The organism is Sphingomonas swuensis (genome assembly GCF_039538045.1).
GTDB lineage: Bacteria > Pseudomonadota > Alphaproteobacteria > Sphingomonadales > Sphingomonadaceae > Sphingomicrobium > Sphingomicrobium swuense.
The window spans coordinates 2,560,401-2,576,870 of the sequence record NZ_BAABBQ010000001.1 but is presented as its reverse complement, the minus strand read 5'-3'; the positions used below and the strand labels follow the sequence as shown (position 1 = coordinate 2,576,870).

Annotated in this window: 20 protein-coding genes; 4 read left to right on the top strand and 16 right to left on the bottom strand. The window is 68.2% G+C overall.

What is annotated here, in order from left to right:
- Positions 1-8: 8 nt before the first annotated feature.
- From ABD727_RS12920 to ABD727_RS12905, 4 genes are read right to left on the bottom strand one after another with little or no spacing between them, the layout of a single operon-like run.
- A complete protein-coding gene (locus ABD727_RS12920; protein ID WP_344707795.1) occupies positions 9-893 on the bottom strand; it encodes a cell envelope biogenesis protein TolA in 885 nt (294 codons plus the stop codon).
- Positions 890-1,327: an ExbD/TolR family protein gene (locus ABD727_RS12915; protein ID WP_344707794.1), complete on the bottom strand. Its 438-nt coding sequence runs from the start codon at positions 1,325-1,327 to the stop codon at positions 890-892. Before ABD727_RS12915 ends, ABD727_RS12920 begins: the two co-directional genes overlap by 4 nt.
- A gap of 1 nt (position 1,328) precedes the next feature.
- Positions 1,329-2,018, bottom strand: coding sequence for a protein TolQ (gene tolQ / locus ABD727_RS12910; protein ID WP_344707793.1), 690 nt, complete (start codon positions 2,016-2,018; stop codon positions 1,329-1,331).
- On the bottom strand, positions 2,015-2,479 hold the full coding sequence (locus ABD727_RS12905; protein ID WP_344707792.1) for a YbgC/FadM family acyl-CoA thioesterase: 465 nt from the start codon (positions 2,477-2,479) through the stop codon (positions 2,015-2,017). The genes tolQ and ABD727_RS12905 overlap by 4 nt, the downstream gene beginning before the upstream one ends.
- Before the next feature lie 101 nt (positions 2,480-2,580).
- Here ABD727_RS12905 and ABD727_RS12900 point away from each other — a divergent pair, with 101 nt between their 5' ends.
- Both ABD727_RS12900 and ABD727_RS12895 read left to right on the top strand, forming a co-directional pair.
- Positions 2,581-3,042, top strand: a complete 462-nt coding sequence (locus ABD727_RS12900) for a hypothetical protein (protein WP_344707791.1) — start codon at positions 2,581-2,583, stop codon at positions 3,040-3,042.
- Positions 3,035-3,241, top strand: coding sequence for a helix-turn-helix transcriptional regulator (locus ABD727_RS12895; protein WP_344707790.1), 207 nt, complete (start codon positions 3,035-3,037; stop codon positions 3,239-3,241). Before ABD727_RS12900 ends, ABD727_RS12895 begins: the two co-directional genes overlap by 8 nt.
- On the opposite strand, the gene ABD727_RS12890 is transcribed toward ABD727_RS12895, so the two are convergent.
- Genes ABD727_RS12890 through ABD727_RS12855 form a run of 8 tightly spaced genes read right to left on the bottom strand, consistent with a single transcriptional unit; the run spans position 3,238 to position 8,407 of the window.
- Positions 3,238-4,350, bottom strand: a complete 1,113-nt coding sequence (locus tag ABD727_RS12890) for a DUF3089 domain-containing protein (protein WP_344707789.1) — start codon at positions 4,348-4,350, stop codon at positions 3,238-3,240. The two genes, ABD727_RS12895 and ABD727_RS12890, sit on opposite strands and share 4 nt — an antisense overlap.
- Positions 4,351-4,359: 9 nt before the next feature.
- Positions 4,360-5,379, bottom strand: coding sequence for a Holliday junction branch migration DNA helicase RuvB (gene ruvB / locus ABD727_RS12885; protein ID WP_344708084.1), 1,020 nt, complete (start codon positions 5,377-5,379; stop codon positions 4,360-4,362).
- Positions 5,380-5,381: 2 nt separating this feature from the next.
- A complete protein-coding gene (gene ruvA, locus ABD727_RS12880) occupies positions 5,382-5,975 on the bottom strand; it encodes a Holliday junction branch migration protein RuvA (protein ID WP_344707788.1) in 594 nt (197 codons plus the stop codon).
- 52 nt (positions 5,976-6,027) lie between these two features.
- Positions 6,028-6,516, bottom strand: coding sequence for a crossover junction endodeoxyribonuclease RuvC (gene ruvC, locus ABD727_RS12875; protein WP_344707787.1), 489 nt, complete (start codon positions 6,514-6,516; stop codon positions 6,028-6,030).
- 9 nt (positions 6,517-6,525) lie between these two features.
- Positions 6,526-7,269 (bottom strand): YebC/PmpR family DNA-binding transcriptional regulator, encoded by a 744-nt coding sequence (locus ABD727_RS12870; RefSeq protein WP_344707786.1) that lies wholly within the window; start codon positions 7,267-7,269, stop codon positions 6,526-6,528.
- A gap of 30 nt (positions 7,270-7,299) precedes the next feature.
- Complete coding sequence (locus ABD727_RS12865; protein ID WP_344707785.1) at positions 7,300-7,809, bottom strand: DUF1003 domain-containing protein; 510 nt, start codon at positions 7,807-7,809, stop codon at positions 7,300-7,302.
- 4 nt (positions 7,810-7,813) lie between these two features.
- Positions 7,814-8,134: a heavy metal-binding domain-containing protein gene (locus ABD727_RS12860; protein WP_344707784.1), complete on the bottom strand. Its 321-nt coding sequence runs from the start codon at positions 8,132-8,134 to the stop codon at positions 7,814-7,816.
- A gap of 30 nt (positions 8,135-8,164) precedes the next feature.
- The gene (locus ABD727_RS12855) at positions 8,165-8,407 is read right to left on the bottom strand and encodes a DUF2312 domain-containing protein (RefSeq protein ID WP_168067340.1); all 243 of its coding nucleotides are present in this window, start codon (positions 8,405-8,407) and stop codon (positions 8,165-8,167) included.
- 125 nt (positions 8,408-8,532) lie between these two features.
- Between ABD727_RS12855 and pyk the strand changes: the two genes are divergently transcribed.
- Entirely contained in the window at positions 8,533-9,987 is a 1,455-nt protein-coding gene (gene pyk, locus ABD727_RS12850) for a pyruvate kinase (protein WP_425566813.1), read from the top strand.
- A 3-nt stretch (positions 9,988-9,990) separates the two neighbouring features.
- Here the strand turns inward: pyk and ABD727_RS12845 are convergent, their stop codons facing one another.
- Together ABD727_RS12845 and ABD727_RS12840 are read right to left on the bottom strand one after the other, a co-directional pair.
- Entirely contained in the window at positions 9,991-10,872 is an 882-nt protein-coding gene (locus ABD727_RS12845) for an NAD(P)H-hydrate dehydratase (RefSeq protein ID WP_344707782.1), read from the bottom strand.
- Entirely contained in the window at positions 10,869-11,633 is a 765-nt protein-coding gene (locus tag ABD727_RS12840) for a histidine phosphatase family protein (RefSeq protein WP_344707781.1), read from the bottom strand. The genes ABD727_RS12845 and ABD727_RS12840 overlap by 4 nt, the downstream gene beginning before the upstream one ends.
- Positions 11,634-11,753: 120 nt before the next feature.
- Here ABD727_RS12840 and ABD727_RS12835 point away from each other — a divergent pair, with 120 nt between their 5' ends.
- Positions 11,754-12,884: a hypothetical protein gene (locus tag ABD727_RS12835; protein ID WP_344707780.1), complete on the top strand. Its 1,131-nt coding sequence runs from the start codon at positions 11,754-11,756 to the stop codon at positions 12,882-12,884.
- Here ABD727_RS12835 and ABD727_RS12830 read toward each other — a convergent pair.
- The gene (locus ABD727_RS12830; protein WP_344707779.1) at positions 12,881-13,894 is read right to left on the bottom strand and encodes a glycoside hydrolase family 43 protein; all 1,014 of its coding nucleotides are present in this window, start codon (positions 13,892-13,894) and stop codon (positions 12,881-12,883) included. The genes ABD727_RS12835 and ABD727_RS12830 overlap by 4 nt on opposite strands.
- Positions 13,895-13,998: 104 nt before the next feature.
- Positions 13,999-16,293 carry a UDP-galactopyranose mutase gene (gene glf, locus ABD727_RS12825; RefSeq protein ID WP_344707778.1) on the bottom strand — a complete coding sequence of 765 codons (2,295 nt, stop codon included), beginning with the start codon at positions 16,291-16,293 and terminating at the stop codon, positions 13,999-14,001.
- Between the last annotated feature and the right edge of the window lie 177 nt (positions 16,294-16,470).

The following is a 16,470-nucleotide window of genomic DNA, read 5'->3' as shown; positions in this document are numbered from 1 at the left end:
AGGGCTCCTCATTTCGCGCGATAGGTCATGGTGATGTTGCCCCAGCCACCTTGCGGTGTGCTGTACAGTTCGGCCGGCAGCCGCAGCGGCGCGCATGCGCGGAATACCGCCACCGCCTGATCGAAGGCGAGATCCTCGAAGCGGCCATTCTCCTCGTCGACCCCGCTGGTCCTGACCAGCGTTGGCGGGCGCGACAGCCGGCCCGAGCGGTCGAGGCGAAGGTTGAGGACGACGCGGATCCGGTCGGCGCCCGGGCCGAGCGCGGCCTGGCGGTCGGCGCAGGGCTGGATCTGGCGCTTGATCGCGCCGTCGACACTGGCCTTGGCCGCCGCGTTGAAGGTCGCGGCTCCCTGTTGCGCGGCGCGCGGCGCGGGTGTCGAGGGCGCTTCGGCAATGCCGCTGAGGAAGTCGTCTCCGAGCCGCGACTGCCGCGGCTGGGCCGGGCGGGATGGTGCCGGACGTGCTCGTGCCGGGGCAGGACGCGGGGGCGCCGCGCGGGCGGGCGCAGGCGTCGGCCGCGTCGGCCGAGCCTGGGGCGGTGCCGGGCGCGCCTTCGGCGGGGCTGCTCGCGGCGGATCGGGCCGAATGACGGGCGCGGGTGGCGGCGGCGCGACCGGTTGCGGCACCGGCGGCGCCGGCGCGGGCTGCGGTTCGGGCGGCGCGGGTGTCGGCTCGGCGGGAGCGGGCGCCTCGAACTGCGGCGGAGGAGCGGCGGGCTGCGGCGCGGCAGCGGTCAGGGCGACCTCCTCGCTGTCGACCATCTCGATTTCCATCGCCGGCGGCTCGGGCTTGGGCGGAACGTTGGCGAGACTGGTCGTCAGCGCGATGAACAGCCCGATGTGCAGCAGCAGGGCGACACCGGTGCCGCCTGCCTCGCCGCGATCGACCTTCACCGCTCGCCGCTCCCGACACTGACGAGGGCGACGCGGTTGAGGCCCGCACGATTGAGCTCGCCCATGACCGTCATCACCCGGCCATAGTCGAGCGTCCGGTCGGCGCGCAGGTAGATGCGGCGGCCCTCGGGCGGAGCGGGCTCGGCCGCGAGCGCGGCGAAGCGCTGCGGCAGCGCGGCCAGTGCGACCGGCTGGTCGTCGACGAAGATGGCGCCGCTCGCGTCCATCGCCACCTGCACCGGCTGGGCCTGCTGGTCGAGCGCCTGGGCCCGGTTCTCGGGAAGGTCGACCGGAACGCCCGCGACCAGCAGCGGCGCGGTGACCATGAAGATGATCAGCAGCACCAGCATGACGTCGACCAGCGGCGTCACGTTGATCTCGGCCATCGGAGCCCGTTTGCGGCTTCCACGCCGTCCGCCGACCGGCGCGCCCATCCTAGCGCTCCATCTCCAGCTCGCGGCTTAACGTCGCATGGAAGCGATCGGCAAAGCGGGTCAGCCGCGCCTCGAGCCGGTCGAGTCCGTGGGTCAGCCTATTGTAGGCAATCAGCGCGGGGATTGCGGCGAACAGGCCGATCGCGGTCGCGAACAGCGCCTCGGCGATGCCCGGCGCAACCACCGCGAGCGAGGTGTTGTTGGCGCCGGCAATCGCGGTGAAGCTGCGCATGATACCCCACACGGTCCCGAACAGCCCAATGAAGGGCGCCGAGGAGGCCACGGTTGCGAGGATGTTGAGCCGGTCGGACAGGCGGTCGAGCTCGCTCGCCACCTCGGCGCTCATCCGGCTGGTCAGCCGCTCGCGTGCGCCGGAGCGGTCGGTGGTCTTGATCCCGACCGAGCGGCGCCATTCGTCGAGGCCGGCCGAGACGATCCGCGCCGAGGGCAGCGCCTCGGTGCCCCGCTTCTCGACGAAGGCGTCGACATCCTTGGCGTCCCAGAACTCACGCTCGAACGCATCGGTCTCGCGATTGATCTTACGGAGCCGCGTCGCGTGGGTGATGATGATCCCCCAGGTCCAGACGCTGGCGAGGAGGAGCCCGATCATCACCGCCTTCACCACCACGTCGGCGTGGAGGAAGAGGGCCAGCGGGCTCATCAGGTCGGCGGGGGGCACGGCGCCCGTCATGCGTGTTCCTTCGGTGTCGTGCGAATGGTTTCGAACCGCTCCACCCAGTCCCGCGGCTGACGCGTGGGCCGCCCGTCGGGAGTGAGGAATGCGGCAGTGATCCGCCCCTCGGCACAGAGTTGATCGCCGCGCATGACTCTCTGCTGAATCCGGACCGAGGCGGCGCGGACTTCCTCGAGGCTCGAGACAATGACGAGGTCGTCGCCGAGCTTGGCGGGGCGGACGTAGCGGACATGCGCCTCGGCGACGGCATAGACGCCGGTTGCCGCCTCGAGCGCACCGCGCTGGTCGATCCCGGCGGCCCGCAGCATGTCCGAGCGCGCCCGCTCCATGAACTTCAGATAATTGGCGTAATAGACGATGCCGGCCGTGTCCGTGTCCTCGAAATAGACAGTGAGCGCGAAGCGATGCTCCGGCCCGTCGAAGCCGCCGCGATACGGCTGGTCGTAGGGTGACGCCATGCCGCAGCCTCTAGCCGTGCCGGACTCGCGACGGAACCCCGGTTGACAGAGAAGTAACGCAAAGGTTACATGTCACCTAAGGGTTACAGGGAGTTCGCGCCATGGGGTATCGTGCACGTCCAGACTATCTGACGCCTAGCGCCGAGGACATCGAACAGCAGCGCAAGTCGCTGATCTGGCTGATCCCGCTGGTCGTGATCCAGCAGGGGTCCGGCATCTTCGCCGCCGACGCGGGACTTGCCCGGCAGCTCATGTCCACGCTGGCCTGGGCATCGGTGACGATCGTCATGCTGGTCGTGGTGCTCGGTGCGCCGCTCCACTGGATGAACGATCGGGACCGGGCGGTCCTGAGCGACGAATGGCATCAGGCGGTCGCCAGCGACTCTGCGCGCTGGGCGCTGGCGGCACTGGTGATCAGCGGGATCGCGCTGATGATCGTCCGTTTCATGGTGCCAATCGACATGGGCAAGGCGGTCTACGGCTTGGTCAACGCCGCGATGGTGACCGCCGTGGTCCGGCAGGCCTGGCTCAACCGCAAGAGCGGACTGGACGAGGATGAATGACCGGCTCGGCACCTGCCTCAAGGAGCGGCGGCTCGAGCTCGGCCTAACCCAGGCCGAGCTCGCCGAGCGCTGCGGGGTCAGCCGCAAGACGGTCAACACGGTCGAGAATGGCATCTTCGTGCCGTCGACCGTGCTTGCCCTGACGCTTGCCGCGGTGCTCGACGTGCGGGTCGACGAGCTCTTCTGGCTGGAGGGCTAGCGCGCGACCGCCTCGACCAGCCCAAGCAGGTCGCCCTGCGCCACCGGCACGTCGGCGAGGTGCATGCCCCAGCCGGGGATGAACAGCCCGCCGACCCCGACCTCGCCGCCGATCCGGTCGGACCATTTTGCCCCGGGCGTGACATTGGTGCGCACTTCCAGATAGCCGCGCGGGCCGGCATTGACGCAGCGGCCCGAGGCGAGACCCTCGGTCCGGACGAAGGGGGTCGGCGGCGCGCCCTCGGTCGACCAGCGGATCGGCCCGCCCGGCACCGCATAGGTGGTGCGGGTCGGCCAGTAGCTGTCCATCTTTGCCCAGCCGCGCGAGCCCAGCGCCGCCGGATTGGTGCAGGCGACCGTCATTCCCGGCGCGGGCGCATAGCCGAACAGGGCGCCCGGCGGCGGCGGATTGTTGGTGCGGAAGGAAACGTAGCTGACGACGCAGCCGCGCTGTCCCGCGCGCTCGCACAGCGGGGTCGACTTGAACGTGCCGCCGATCGTCTTGCCGTCGGGGACGAGCACGTTGAAGCCGGGAATGATTGCGAGCGCCATCTCCGAGGCGTTGGGCTTGCCCTCGATCTCCTCGGCGATCAGCCGCTGGAGCAACCAGCTTCCCTGGCTGTGCCCGACCAGAACGAACGGCCGGCCGCGGTTGCGGGCGCGGAAGTTGCGGAAGGCCTCGCGCACGTCGCCGTAAGCGATGGCGAAGTTGGGCATGATGTCGCGTCCGAGCGCCGCCGCGCCGATCGCCGCGCTGGTCATCTGGCGATAGACGGGCGCGTAAGGCCGGCACACGCCGGAGAAGCGCGCGAACTGGCTGCTCGCCGCCGCCTTCTCCTCGCTGACCACCAGATCGCTGTTCATCCCGCGATCCTGGCTGACCGTCGGATAGACGTAGAAGCAGTCGAGCTTCGGTCCGCTCGCCACGGTGCTGGGGCCATTCGAGCCATAGCCGCGCGGAGTGAGCGCGGTGGTCGGCAGCGGCGTGTTGCAGACGTCCTTCTGGCCGGGCAGGCAAAGCCAGTGCTCGCTCCGGCGATAATCGGGTGCGGCTGGCGGAGCGGGCTGCGCGGCGGCGGCCTGGGCGGCAAGAGCAAGCAGAAGCGACATGGTGACTCCCTAGTCGAACAGGCCGTTGGCAGTGCCGGCAGGCGGGTTGAGGCCAAGGTGCGTCCAGGCCTTGCCGTTAAGGCAACGCCCGCGTGCGGTGCGGGCGATGAGGCCGAGCTGAATGAGGTAGGGCTCGATCACGTCCTCGATCGTGTCCCTGGGCTCGCTGAGGCCCGCGGCGAGCGTCTCCACCCCGACCGGCCCGCCGCCATAGAGATCGGCAATCATCAGGAGGTAGCGCCGGTCCATCGCGTCGAGCCCGAGCGCATCGATCTCGAGCCGACCGAGCGCACGGTCGGCGGCGGCCATGTCGATGCTGTCGGCGCCCGCCGCATGGGCGAAGTCTCTAACCCGGCGGAGCAGTCGCCCGGCGATGCGCGGCGTGCCCCGGCTGCGCCGCGCGATCTCGTGCGCGCCATCCTCGGTGACCGGAGCGCCGAGCAGGCTGGCGGCGCGGCGGACCACCTTTTCCAGTTCCTCGACCGTGTAGAAGTTGAGCCGGACCGGAATTCCGAACCGGTCTCTCAGCGGGGTCGTCAGAAGCCCCTGCCTCGTGGTCGCGCCGACGAGGGTGAAGCGGGGCAAGTCGATCCGGACCGAGCGCGCCGAGGGTCCCTCGCCGATGACGAGGTCCAATGCCCGGTCCTCCATCGCCGGGTAGAGCACCTCCTCGACCGCCGGATTGAGCCGGTGGATCTCGTCGATGAACAGCACGTCGCCGTCCTCGAGGTTGGTCAGCAGCGCCGCGAGGTCGCCCGACTTGGCGATGACCGGACCCGAGGTGGCACGGAAACCGACCCCCATCTCGCGCGCGACGATCTGCGCAAGCGTGGTCTTGCCGAGCCCCGGCGGGCCGAAGAACAGCACATGGTCGAGCGCCTCGCCCCGCGCCTTGGCCGCGGCGATGAAGACGCGCAAATTCTCGCGCGCCGCCTGCTGGCCGACGAACTCGTCGAGCCGCTTGGGCCGAAGCGCGGCGTCGACGTCCTCGGCGGTGCGCTCGGGCGTGGTGATGCGGTCGGGATCGATGGTCACTTCGCGGCCTTGCGTAGCGCGAGGCGGACCAGCGCGTCGAGGGTGGCGGATGGGCCGAGCTCCTCCGCGGCGGCGGCGACCGCGGAGGCGGCCTCGGCCGGCTTGAAGCCGAGGTTGGCGAGCGCGGAAAGGGCATCGTTGGTGGCGCCGCTCGCCGCCAGCGGCGTGCCGGGTGCTAGCGTGGCGGGAAGGCCCAGCTTGCCCTGGAGTTCGAGCGCGATCCGCTGGGCGAGCTTGGGTCCGACCCCGCTCGCCCGGGCGATCATCGCCTTGTCGCCGGCCGACACGGCGCGCGCCAGTTCGTCGGGCGTCAAGATGGTGAGGATCGCCAGCGCGACCTTGCCGCCGACGCCTTGGACACTCGTCAGCTGGCGGAAGGCCTCGCGCTCGCCCGCAGAGCCGAAGGCGAACAGCGTCATCGAATCCTCGCGGACCTGCAATTCGGTCAGCAGGACGACGTCGCCTCCGACCGGCGGGAGCGCGGACAGCGTCTTGCCGCTCGCAAGCACGAGATAGCCGACCCCGCGCACGTCGAGCACGGCGCTGTCGGCGGAAAGTTCGGCGAGGGTGCCGGCGAGGCGGGCGATCATGGCGCCGGATTAGAACAGGTCAGAGCCAGCGCAAACATCGAGGGCTGGGAAATCAACGAACCCCCCGCCGCGCACTTGCCAGATGGTGCGCATGGGTGATCGCGACCGCCAACGCGTCCGACGCATCCTCGCCCGCGATCTTGGCGCCCGGAAGGAGGAGGGCGACCATTGCATGGACCTGGTCCTTGCTCGCGCCGCCGGTCCCGACCACCGCCTTCTTGACCAGGCTCGGCGCATATTCACCGACCTCCAGGCCGGCGCGTCCCGCGCACATCAGCGCGACGCCGCGGGCTTGGGCGAGCTTGAGGGTCGAGGCGGGGTTCTGGTTGACGAACACCTCCTCGGCCGCGGCGGAGGCGGGACGATGCTCGGAAACCACCGCATCGAGCGCGGCGGCCAGCTCCGCCAGCCGGGTGGCCAGGGGAAGGGAAGCCTTGGTCTTGATCTGGCCGTTGGCGAGGTGCGTGAGCCGGTTGCCCTCGGCGCGGATCACGCCCCAGCCGGTCGAGGACAGGCTGGGGTCGAGGCCGAGGACGATCATGCCCGGTGCCTAGCCGAGCTTCGCCAGCTCGTCGTCCGAGATGTCGTAATTGCCCCAGACGGTCTGGACGTCGTCGTCGTCCTCGAGCGCGTCGACCAGCTTCATCAGGCTTGCCACGGCATCGCCCGAGACCTCGGTCGTGAGCGTCGGCTTCCACGCCAGCTTAACTGCGTCGGCCGGCCCAAGCGCCGCCTCGAGCGCCTTGGCGACGTCGTGCATGCCGTCCTGCTGGGTCCAGATCTGGTGGCTGTCCTCGTCGCTCTGGACGTCGTCGGCACCCGCTTCGATCGCGGCTTCCATGACCTTGTCCTCGTCCCCGGCGGCCGCCGAATATTCGATCAGGCCGAGCCGCTCGAAGCCATGGGCGACGCTCCCGCTCGCGCCGAGGTTGCCGCCGTTCTTCGAGAAAGCCGTCCGCACGTTGGTCGCGGTGCGGTTGCGGTTGTCGGTCAGCGCTTCGACGATGATCGCCACGCCGTTGGGGCCATAACCCTCGTAGCGGACTTCCTCATAATTCTCCGCGTCGCCCTTGCTCGCCTTGTCGATCGCCCGCTGGATGTTGTCCTTGGGCATCGACTGCGCCTTGGCGGCGTTGACCGCGGCGCGCAGACGCGGGTTCATGTCCGGATCGGGCAGGCCCATCTTTGCGGCGACGGTAATTTCGCGGGACAGCTTGGAGAACATGCCCGAGCGCTTTTTGTCCTGCGCGCCCTTGCGATGCATGATGTTCTTGAACTTGCTATGGCCGGCCATGAGGGTCCTGTCAGATGATCTGCCGGCGCTTTAGCCGCGTGGCGGCCCGGGCTCAACGGCGGCCTTTTCCAGCAGCAGGTCGACCTTGCGGTGCAACCGGACGATCGCGAGCTCGGCGCGGATATTGGTCTCGAAGTCGACCTGTGCGTCGCGCCGATCCTTCTGGCTCTGGCGATTCTGGCTCATCATGATGATCGGCGCCTGGATGGCCGCGAGCGTCGACAGCATCAAATTGAGGAAGATGAAGGGGTAGGGGTCGAACACCATTCCCCAGTGCTTCAGCACGTCGGTGTTGAGCAGCATCCATCCGAACAGCACTAGGGTGAAGCTGATGATGAAGCCCCAGCTGCCGCCGACCCGGGCTACTCGGTCGGCCAGCCTTTGGCCGAAGGTCGGATTCTCGACGCCGGCGTGGACATGGCTGTGGTGCCCCGAGGCGAGGCTTTCGAGCACCGAGCGCTCGCCCGGCCCGAGCTCGTCGCCGATCCGCTCCAGCAGTTCGCGGGCGAGATCGGCGGTGCTCGGGACGAGGTCGCTCACCGGCTCAGCCGAGCTTCACCGCCGTGCCGCAGACGCACACCATCAGCATCGAACCCGACTTGCCGAGCACCTCATAGTCGAAGGTCACCGCGACGATCGCGTCGGCACCGAGCTTAAGCGCCGAATCCTGCATTTCCCGCATGGCGTGCGCACGGGCGTCCTGGATCGCGCGTTCATACGACCCCGAGCGCCCACCGAAGAAGTCGCTGACGCTGGCCAGCACGTCCTTGATGACGTTGGCGCCGACGATGACCTCGCCCCCGACCAGGCCGAGATAGTCGTGGACCGGCTGGCCCTCGATCGTCGAAGTGGTGGTGATGATCATGCGTCTGCTCCCCCCGGTATCAGCCAGACCTTAGTGCAGTCCAAGCGCGTTGCGATAGGTCTCGAGCAGCGCGTCGGCCTCGTCGCGGGCGTGCTTCTCCATCTTCCGCAGGCTGACGACCTTGCGCATCGTCTTGGTGTCAAAGCCCGTGGCCTTGGCCTCGGCGTAGACATCCTTGATATCGTCGGCGACGCCCTTCTTCTCTTCCTCGAGACGCTCGATGCGCTCGATCAAGAGGCGCAGCTGATCGGCGGCGACATTGCCGTCGGACATGATTCTCTCCCCGGTGAATAGGTATGCGGCGCGCCACTTAGGCCACCTGACGAGGCCCGCCAAGCGGTTGAACAAAGGGCGTTGGCCGCTATGGCGAGGATGCAACATAGGAGTGAAGAGTGGCGATGTCGGTTGGTCCGCGAGGACGCAAGGTCAGGATCCTGGCGACGCTCGGTCCCGCCTCGAACAGCCGGGAGATGATCGCCAAGCTGATGAGCTGCGGCGCCGATGCCTTCCGGATCAACATGAGCCACGGCGACCAGGCGGCCAAGGCCGAGCTGGTGCAGATGATCCGGAGCCTCGAGGCCGAGCACAAGCGGCCCTCCTGCATCCTGTTCGACCTTCAGGGTCCCAAGCTGCGGGTCGGCAAGTTCGCCGGCGGCACCGCCCAGCTCGAGACGGGCGGCCGCTTTCTCCTCGACGCGAGCGACGCCCCGGGCGACACGAGCCGGGTCGAGCTGCCCCATCCAGAATTGTTCGAGGCGGTCCGTGAGGGCGACCAGCTGCTGATCGACGACGGCAAGATCCGCCTTCGGGTCGCGGCGGTCAGCGCGACGCGGATCGAGACCATCGTCGAGGTCGGCGGCCGGGTCAGCGACAACAAGGGCGTCAACGTCCCCGACGTCCTCGTTCCGATCCCGGCCTTGACCGAGAAGGACCGCTCCGACCTCCAATTCGCGCTCGAGCAGGGCGCCGACTACATCGCCCTGTCCTTCGTCCAGCGTCCCGAGGACGTCGAGGAAGCCCGCGCGCTGATCGGCGACAAGGCCGCGCTGCTGGTCAAGATCGAGAAGCCCGCGGCGATCGAGCGGCTCGAAGGCATCCTCGCGCTGGCCGACGCGGTGATGGTCGCGCGCGGCGATCTTGGCGTCGAGCTACCGGCCGAAGCCGTCCCGCCGCTGCAGAAGATGATCGTCGCCCGTGCCCGCGAACTCGGCAAGCCGGTGGTCGTCGCGACCCAGATGCTCGAGAGCATGATCACTTCGCCGACCCCGACCCGGGCCGAGGTGAGCGACGTCGCCAACGCCATCTACGACGGTGCCGACGCGATCATGCTGTCGGCCGAAAGCGCGGCGGGCGACTTCCCGGTCGAGGCGGTGCACATGATGGATCGCATCGGTCGCTCGGTCGAAGCCGATCCCAACTATGCCGCGCGCGTCCACTTCACCGCGACACCGGCCGAGCCGACCACCGCCGACGCGCTTGCCGAAAGCGCCGGCAACATCGCCACCACGGTCAACGTCGCGGGGCTGGTCTGCTACACCTCGACCGGTTCGACCGCCCGCCGGATCGCGCGCGAGCGTGGCCCGGTGCCGCTGCTGGTGATGACCGCCAGCCGCTCGGTCGCGCGCCGGATGGGACTGGTCTGGGGCGTCCACGCGGTCCACACCCGCGACGTCGGCAGCTTCGAGGAAATGGTCGGCAAGGCCAAACGCATGGTGCTTCGCCACAAGCTTGCGGGCGGGGGCGACCGGATCATCATCCTCGCCGGCGTGCCGTTCGGAACCAGCGGCTCGACCAACGTGCTTCATGTGGTCAAGGTCGCCGGCGACGAGCTCGACGACTACGGGGTCAGCTGAGACCTAAAGCGCTCCGGCCTCGCGAAGGACGCTGGGAACCTCGTCGACGATCTCGCGGGCAAGGAAACCCAGGGTCCCGATCCTCTCCGCCAGCCGGCGGCCGGCTTCGCCGTGGCACCAGACTCCCCACAGCAGGGCGGTCAGCGGGTCGGCGCCGCGCGCCAGCAGGCCGCCGACGATCCCCGCCAGCGTGTCGCCAGAGCCCGAGATTCCGAGCCCGGGCCCACCGCCCGGATATCCGAACAGCGCCCCCTCGGGGGTCACCACGTGGCTCGCCGCGCCCTTGACGAGGGTGATGCTGTCGAAGCGATCGGCGCAGCGACGCCCGGCCCCGATCGGATCGGATTCGACCTCCTCCGGCTTGCAGCCGAGCAGGCTCGCCATCTCGCCCGCATGAGGGAGGAGCAATGCCGGCACTCCTTTGCGGGCGACCTCGGCGCGGCGTTCGGGAAGGGCGTGGAGCAGCGCCGCGTCGAGCACCAGCTTGGGGCAGGCCTCCGCCAGCGCCGCGGCGAGCTTGGGGGTGGAGGCATTGCCCTGCATTCCCGGCCCTGCGACCACGACGTCCGCCTTGCTCGCGCGCTCGGCCAGAGGCTTGACGGTCGAAGGTGCGAACCCGCCATCACGGCCTTCGGCGAGGCCGACGACCATCGCTTCGGGCATGGCGAAGGCGAGGCTCGCCGCGGCGCTCTGGACGGTCGCGATCTGCAGCCGGCCGGCGCCGGCGCGCATCGCGCCCATGGCGGTGAGCAAGGCTGCTCCAGCCACGTCGCGGCTCCCGGCGATGATCAGGATCGAGCCGCGGGCGTCCTTGTCGCCCGCCTCGATCGCGGGAAGCGGATGCTCCTTGAGAAGGGCGGTGTCGAGCGCGCGCGGCTCGATCACCTGGTGCCCGTCATCTTGTCGGGCGCGGAGGTGACCGGCGCGCCTTCCTGCTCGAGCGGCGCGGCATGGTTCCACAGCGCCAGCTTGGGCGCGCAGTCGAGCTCCTGGACCTCGAAGTCGAAGGCGCAGATGCCGCAGTTGAGGACGTCCGCCGCCCGGTCGATGCCGAGGATCTCGGCCTCGTCCAGTTCCTCCAGCACGTAGCGCATGCACAGCACCACCACCTGGTGGCAGACGATCAGCACGCGTCGCCCGTTATAGTGGAGGTTGATCGAGTTCATCGCCGAGCGCAGGCGCAGGATGACGTCGGCCCAGCTCTCGCCGCCCGGCGGCCGATGGTAGAATTTGCCGAGCCGGGCGCGATGCGCCGCCTCTTCGGGATAGGATTGGCGGATGCCGAGCGTGGTCAGCCCGTCGAACACGCCGAACTCGCGCTCGCGAAGCCGCTCGTCGATGACCGTCCGCGCCTTGCCGCCGGCCAGGCCGCCGGCTTCGCAGATGTGCCGGGCGGTCTGCCGCGCCCGCACGTAGGGCGAGGAGAGGATGACCTCTGGCTTCTCTTCCTCAGGCAAAGCGGCGAACCAGCGGCCCGCGGCCTGCGCCTGCTGGTGGCCGAGGTCCGACAGCGGCACGTCGACGTCGCGCATGTCGATCCCGATCGTCGCCAAGCCCTCGGCCTCCGACCGGTCGCGGGCGACATTGCCTTGGCTCTGCCCGTGCCGGACCAGGTAGAGGCGGGCGGGCCAGTGACTGGTCTGCATGGGTCGGGGCGGCTCCTTCGCCCCCGTCAAAGCACGAGCGGCCGTCATGGTTCAACCGACCCGGCTCGAACTTTCCGGGCCCGTCACGGCTCCAACCCGCCGCCCATGCATTGTGGAAGCGTGCAGACCGGACCCGAAACGACCTTCGCCAGCTTCTTCCAGGGCGGCTTCGAATGCTCCTCGCATCGCCGCCGCGATGGCGTCCGGCTCGACCTCATCCGCGCAACCAGCCACGACCGGCATGTCGATGGCGATTACCGCCAGCTCCGCGCGCTCGGGCTCCAGACGATCCGCGACGGCCTTCGCTGGCATGTGATCGAGAAGGCTCCGGGCCGCTACGACTGGTCGAGTTGGCTGCCCGCGCTCGAAGCCGCCGAGCAGCACGGCATGGACGTCATCTGGGACCTCTTCCACTATGGCTCGCCCGACCATGTCGACCCGGGTTCGGACGACTTCCCTCAGCGCTTCACCGACTTCGCCCTGGCCGCGGTCGAGCTGCAGCAGTCCATCGTCGAGACCAGGCCCAAGCTGTGCCTGCTCAACGAGGTCAGCTTCATGTCCTGGGCGGTCGAGGTCGGGTACTTCCCCGCGGTCGGTCCCGACACGAAGGGCTGGCTCAAGGAGCAGCTGACCCGGACCGCAACCCATTCGGCCGCGGCTGTGCGAAGGCAGTGGCCAAATGCGCTTCTGGTCTGGGCCGAGCCGCTGGTCCACATCGCCCCGCGCGATCATCGCCGCAAGTCGGTGGTGGCAGCGGACCGGCCCCGGATCGGCCAATTCGAATTTTACGACTGGGTCACCGGCAGGGATCGGCCCGAGCTAGGCGGCGATCCCTCCTTCGCCGACCTCATCGGGCTCAACTACTACCCGCATAATCAATGGTATCTCGACGGCCCGACCATCCCCATGGGCCACCACGAGTACCGCCCCTTGTCCGACATGCTCGTCGAAGTCTCCGAGCGTTATGGCAAGCCCGTCTTCCTGTCCGAGACGGGCGCCGAGGGCTGCGGGCGGGCCTCGTGGCTCCATTATGTCGGGGCGGAGGCGCGCGACGCGATTAGGCGCGGGGTCGACCTGCGCGGGATCTGCTGGTTCCCGATCACCGCCTATCCTGGCTGGGATAACAGCCGCCATGCCGAGGCGGGCCTGCTGTCGAGCATCACCGCCGACGGCGAGAGAAACGTCGACGAGCGCCTGCTCGAGGAATTGCGCGACCAGGCGCAACGCTTTCGCGCCCTCGAAAAAGCCTAGGTCCGGGGCGCCTGCTGCTCGCCGTGCGAGGGCGTGCCGACGATCGGCCAGCCGTCTTCCCAGCGAATGGGGTCGATCAGCAGGATCCGACGGCTGTTGATCTCGTCTTCCTGCCGCTGCCGCGGCCGCTCGATGTCGATCGCATGGTAGACGATCCAGCTCGTCCCCGCGCGATCCTCGATGATCGAGTTATGGCCGGGGGCGAGCCAGCGCTCGTTGCGCGTCAGCATCAGGCTGTGCGGAACGCCCTTTGCCTGCTCGAGCGTCTCGAAAGGACCCATGGGCTGACGTGAGCGGGCGACCATCACGCCATATTCCGCGTTGGGTCCGCAGCAATTATCGCCCGAATAGAAGATGTAATAATGGTCGCCGTGGTGGATGACCCAGGCCGCTTCCACCAGCCTCGGGAAGGCACCGGCGATCGGGTTGGGCCAGATGATGTCGGTCGGCGCGCTGCCCGGCTCGAACGACATCAGGTCGTCCGCCAGCTGCTGCACCTTGATCGGCTGGAAGCCCGAACCCCAGTAGAGGAAGGGCCGGCCCGACACGGGATCCCGGAACACCATCGGGTCGATATATTCGAACCCACGACCGTTCAGCAGCGGCTTGCCGATGTCGACGAACGGTCCCTCGGGCCGGTCCGCGACCGCGATCGCCAGCGAATGGCTAGGCTGCCCCGCCGTCTCGTCGGGCGTCGCCGAATAATACATGACGTAGCGCCCGCGGTCGAACAGCACGTAGGGCGCCCAGAAATCCTGCGACTGCGACGCCCAGGCCGGCTTGGCCGGCATCGCGTCGCCGAGGAACTGCCAATCTACCAGGTTGGCCGAACGAGCGACCTGGATGTTGATCCACGCGCCGTCACGCAGGGTCTGCGTCGCATAGGCATAGTAATAGCCGTCCTCAGCCAGCAGCACGGCGGGGTCGGGGAAATCCTGGTCGAGGATCGGGTTCGCGTAGGTCGCGACCGGAGGAACTTCGGTCCGATCGACGGGCAGGGCGCTGGGCATACTCCGAGATAATGCCGGCCGCCCGTCCCGAAAAGGCGCCGCAAACGCGGTTCGTCGCAAATGGTTCCCGGCCGTTGCGCCGGGAACCATTTGGTCAGGTCAGGTCAGATCGCGAGCCGGAGCTCGCGGCTGGTCGCGCCGGCCGCCGCAGGCTTGCCGCTGAAGCGGGCGCGCGCCTCGTCCATCCGCCGGAAGGTGGCAAGCGCCTGCCCGACGATCTGGTCCATGTTGTAGTAACGGTAGGTCGCCAGCCGTCCGACGAAGGTCACGCCCGAAGTCGAGTCGGCCAGCGCCTCATACTTCTTGAACAGCAGCTGGTTCTCCGGTCGCGGGATCGGATAATAGGGATCGCCCTCCGCGCTCGGATATTCGAGCGTGATGGTGGTCCTCGCATGCTCCTGCCCGGTCATGTGCTTGTATTCGGAGATGCGGGTGTAGGGCGTCTCAGTGTCCGGATAGTTGACCACCGCCACCGGCTGGAATTGCTCCTTGTCGATCGTCGAGTGGACGAAGCGCAGGCTGCGATAGGGCAGCTTGCCGAAACGCCAGTCGAAATATTCGTCGATCGGACCGGTGTAGATGATGTGCGCGGCGTCGATGTCGTTGCGGACGTCGCGGAAGTCGGTGCCGAGCTGCTTGTCGATCAGCGGATGGTCGAGCATCTTCTCGAACATCTTGGTGTAGCCGTGCAGCGGCATGATCTGGTGCGTGTCGGTGAAGTAGCGATCGTCGGTGTTGGTCCGGGTCGGGATCCGGCTGGTCACCTGCTTGTCGAGCTCCGACGGATCGAGGCCCCACTGCTTGCGGGTGTAGCCCTGGAAGAAGAGCTCGTAGAGCTCGCGTCCGACGGCGTTGATGACCACGTCCTCGCTGGTGCGGATCTCCGCCACCGGCTCGGAGCGCGAGGCGAGGAAGGCCGCGGCCTCCTCGTCGTTCTTCAGGCCCGCGTCGAACAGCTTGTTCAGCGTGGTCCGGTTGATCGGGATCGGCACTAGCTGGTCGCGCACGTTCGCCAGCACGCGGTGCTCGTAAGGCCGCCACTGGGTGAACTGCGACAGGTAGCTGACGATCTCGTCCGAGTTCGCATGGAAGATGTGCGGCCCGTATTTGTGGTACAGGATGCCGTTCTCGTTATACTCATCATAGGCATTGCCGGCGACGTGATCGCGCTTGTCGATCATCAGCACGCGGGCGCCATGCTGGGTCGCGAGCCGCTCGGCCAGGACCGAACCGGCAAAGCCGCAGCCGACGATCAGATAGTCGTACTTCTTGTTCTTGCTGTGCGTGTAGGCGCCGTGCTGCCCGAACGCCGGGCGTTCGATCTTCTGGCCTTGCTCGGTGACCTCGGCGACCAGCGCCGCCATCCGCGCCTGGGTCGTGTCCCAGCTCATGTCGGCCAGCGCCAGGTCGACCTCGGCAAGCCAGTCGCCGCCCTCGCCGCGGGTCAGTCCGAGCGCGCGCTCGCCCGCTTCGACGAACTGCTCGGCGGTGCCGGCGATCATCACGCCCGACAGCTTCTCATAGTGGCGCTTGACGTCCTTGATCGGGGTCGAGACCACCGGCTTGCCGGCTGCGAGATATTCGGGGGTCTTGGTCGGCGAGATGAAGCGCGTCGCCTCGTTGATGGCGAAGGGCATCATCGCGACGTCCCAGTTGCCGAGGTAGGTCGGCAGCTCGTCGTAGCTCTTGCCGCCGAGATAGTGGATGTTGTCGCGGCGGGGGAGGTCGTCCTCGCTGATCTTCACCACCGGTCCGACCATCACCAGCTGCCAGTCGGGGCGCATCTCGGCGACCCGGTCGAGCAGTTCGAGGTCGATCCGCTCGTCGATCACGCCGTAGAAGCCGAAGCGCGGGCGGCCGATTCCGGACTGGTCCGACGGGTCGGCGATGCCGGCGCGGGCCGCACCGAAATGCGCGCGATCGACCGAGGAGGGGAAGGGGTGGACGTTGCCGTGGCGCTTCTTCTTCGCCTCGTACAGCGAGTAGCCGCCGGTGAAGACCACGTCGGCCGCCTCGAGCAGTTCGCGCTCGAGGTCGAGCAGCTCGGTCGGGGCGAAACGGAAGGCCGACAATTCGTCCATGCAGTCATAGACGGTCGCGACCGCGTCGAGGTGCCGCGAGAAGGGCAGCATCATCGGCGTGTAGTACCAGCGGATCAGGCGGCCGCTCAGCGTCGCCGAAAACTGATCGAGCAGGCCCTTGAGCACGGTCCGCTCGGCGCCGACTTCCAGCCCTTCGGGCAGGTGGGGCGTGACGACCGTGACGTTCGGCATTCCTTTGGCCGGACGAACGTCGAGCGAAGGTCCCTCGCCGGCGGCGGAGTGAACCGGCTCTTCCCAGATCACCACCGGCATCGACTTGGCGAAGCGGCTCATCAGGTGCTGCGGCCGCTGGAACACGAAGTCCCACCGCAGGTGCGAGAAGCAGAGTAGGGTAGTACCTTTGTTCGACGATGCCTGAGTGGACGCACTGGCAGAGCTACGGACGCCAACATCTTCGAACATGGACGGACAACCCCTTGGAGATAGAGAAGGTTACAGCGGAACAACGATCGAGCGAGTCGGGTTCCAGCCCGT

What these genes read in the sequence shown, in the direction of transcription:
- ABD727_RS12915 (WP_344707794.1), bottom strand. Translation starts at nt 1,327, where the DNA reads ATGGGCGCGCCGGTCGGCGGACGGCGTGGAAGCCGCAAACGGGCTCCG.
- tolQ (WP_344707793.1), bottom strand. Translation starts at nt 2,018, where the DNA reads ATGACGGGCGCCGTGCCCCCCGCCGACCTGATGAGCCCGCTGGCCCTC.
- ABD727_RS12905 (WP_344707792.1), bottom strand. Translation starts at nt 2,479, where the DNA reads ATGGCGTCACCCTACGACCAGCCGTATCGCGGCGGCTTCGACGGGCCG.
- ABD727_RS12900 (WP_344707791.1), top strand. Translation starts at nt 2,581, where the DNA reads ATGGGGTATCGTGCACGTCCAGACTATCTGACGCCTAGCGCCGAGGAC.
- ABD727_RS12895 (WP_344707790.1), top strand. Translation starts at nt 3,035, where the DNA reads ATGAATGACCGGCTCGGCACCTGCCTCAAGGAGCGGCGGCTCGAGCTC.
- ABD727_RS12890 (WP_344707789.1), bottom strand. Translation starts at nt 4,350, where the DNA reads ATGTCGCTTCTGCTTGCTCTTGCCGCCCAGGCCGCCGCCGCGCAGCCC.
- ruvA (WP_344707788.1), bottom strand. Translation starts at nt 5,975, where the DNA reads ATGATCGCCCGCCTCGCCGGCACCCTCGCCGAACTTTCCGCCGACAGC.
- ruvC (WP_344707787.1), bottom strand. Translation starts at nt 6,516, where the DNA reads ATGATCGTCCTCGGCCTCGACCCCAGCCTGTCCTCGACCGGCTGGGGC.
- ABD727_RS12870 (WP_344707786.1), bottom strand. Translation starts at nt 7,269, where the DNA reads ATGGCCGGCCATAGCAAGTTCAAGAACATCATGCATCGCAAGGGCGCG.
- ABD727_RS12860 (WP_344707784.1), bottom strand. Translation starts at nt 8,134, where the DNA reads ATGATCATCACCACCACTTCGACGATCGAGGGCCAGCCGGTCCACGAC.
- ABD727_RS12855 (WP_168067340.1), bottom strand. Translation starts at nt 8,407, where the DNA reads ATGTCCGACGGCAATGTCGCCGCCGATCAGCTGCGCCTCTTGATCGAG.
- pyk (WP_425566813.1), top strand. Translation starts at nt 8,533, where the DNA reads ATGTCGGTTGGTCCGCGAGGACGCAAGGTCAGGATCCTGGCGACGCTC.
- ABD727_RS12840 (WP_344707781.1), bottom strand. Translation starts at nt 11,633, where the DNA reads ATGCAGACCAGTCACTGGCCCGCCCGCCTCTACCTGGTCCGGCACGGG.
- ABD727_RS12830 (WP_344707779.1), bottom strand. Translation starts at nt 13,894, where the DNA reads ATGCCCAGCGCCCTGCCCGTCGATCGGACCGAAGTTCCTCCGGTCGCG.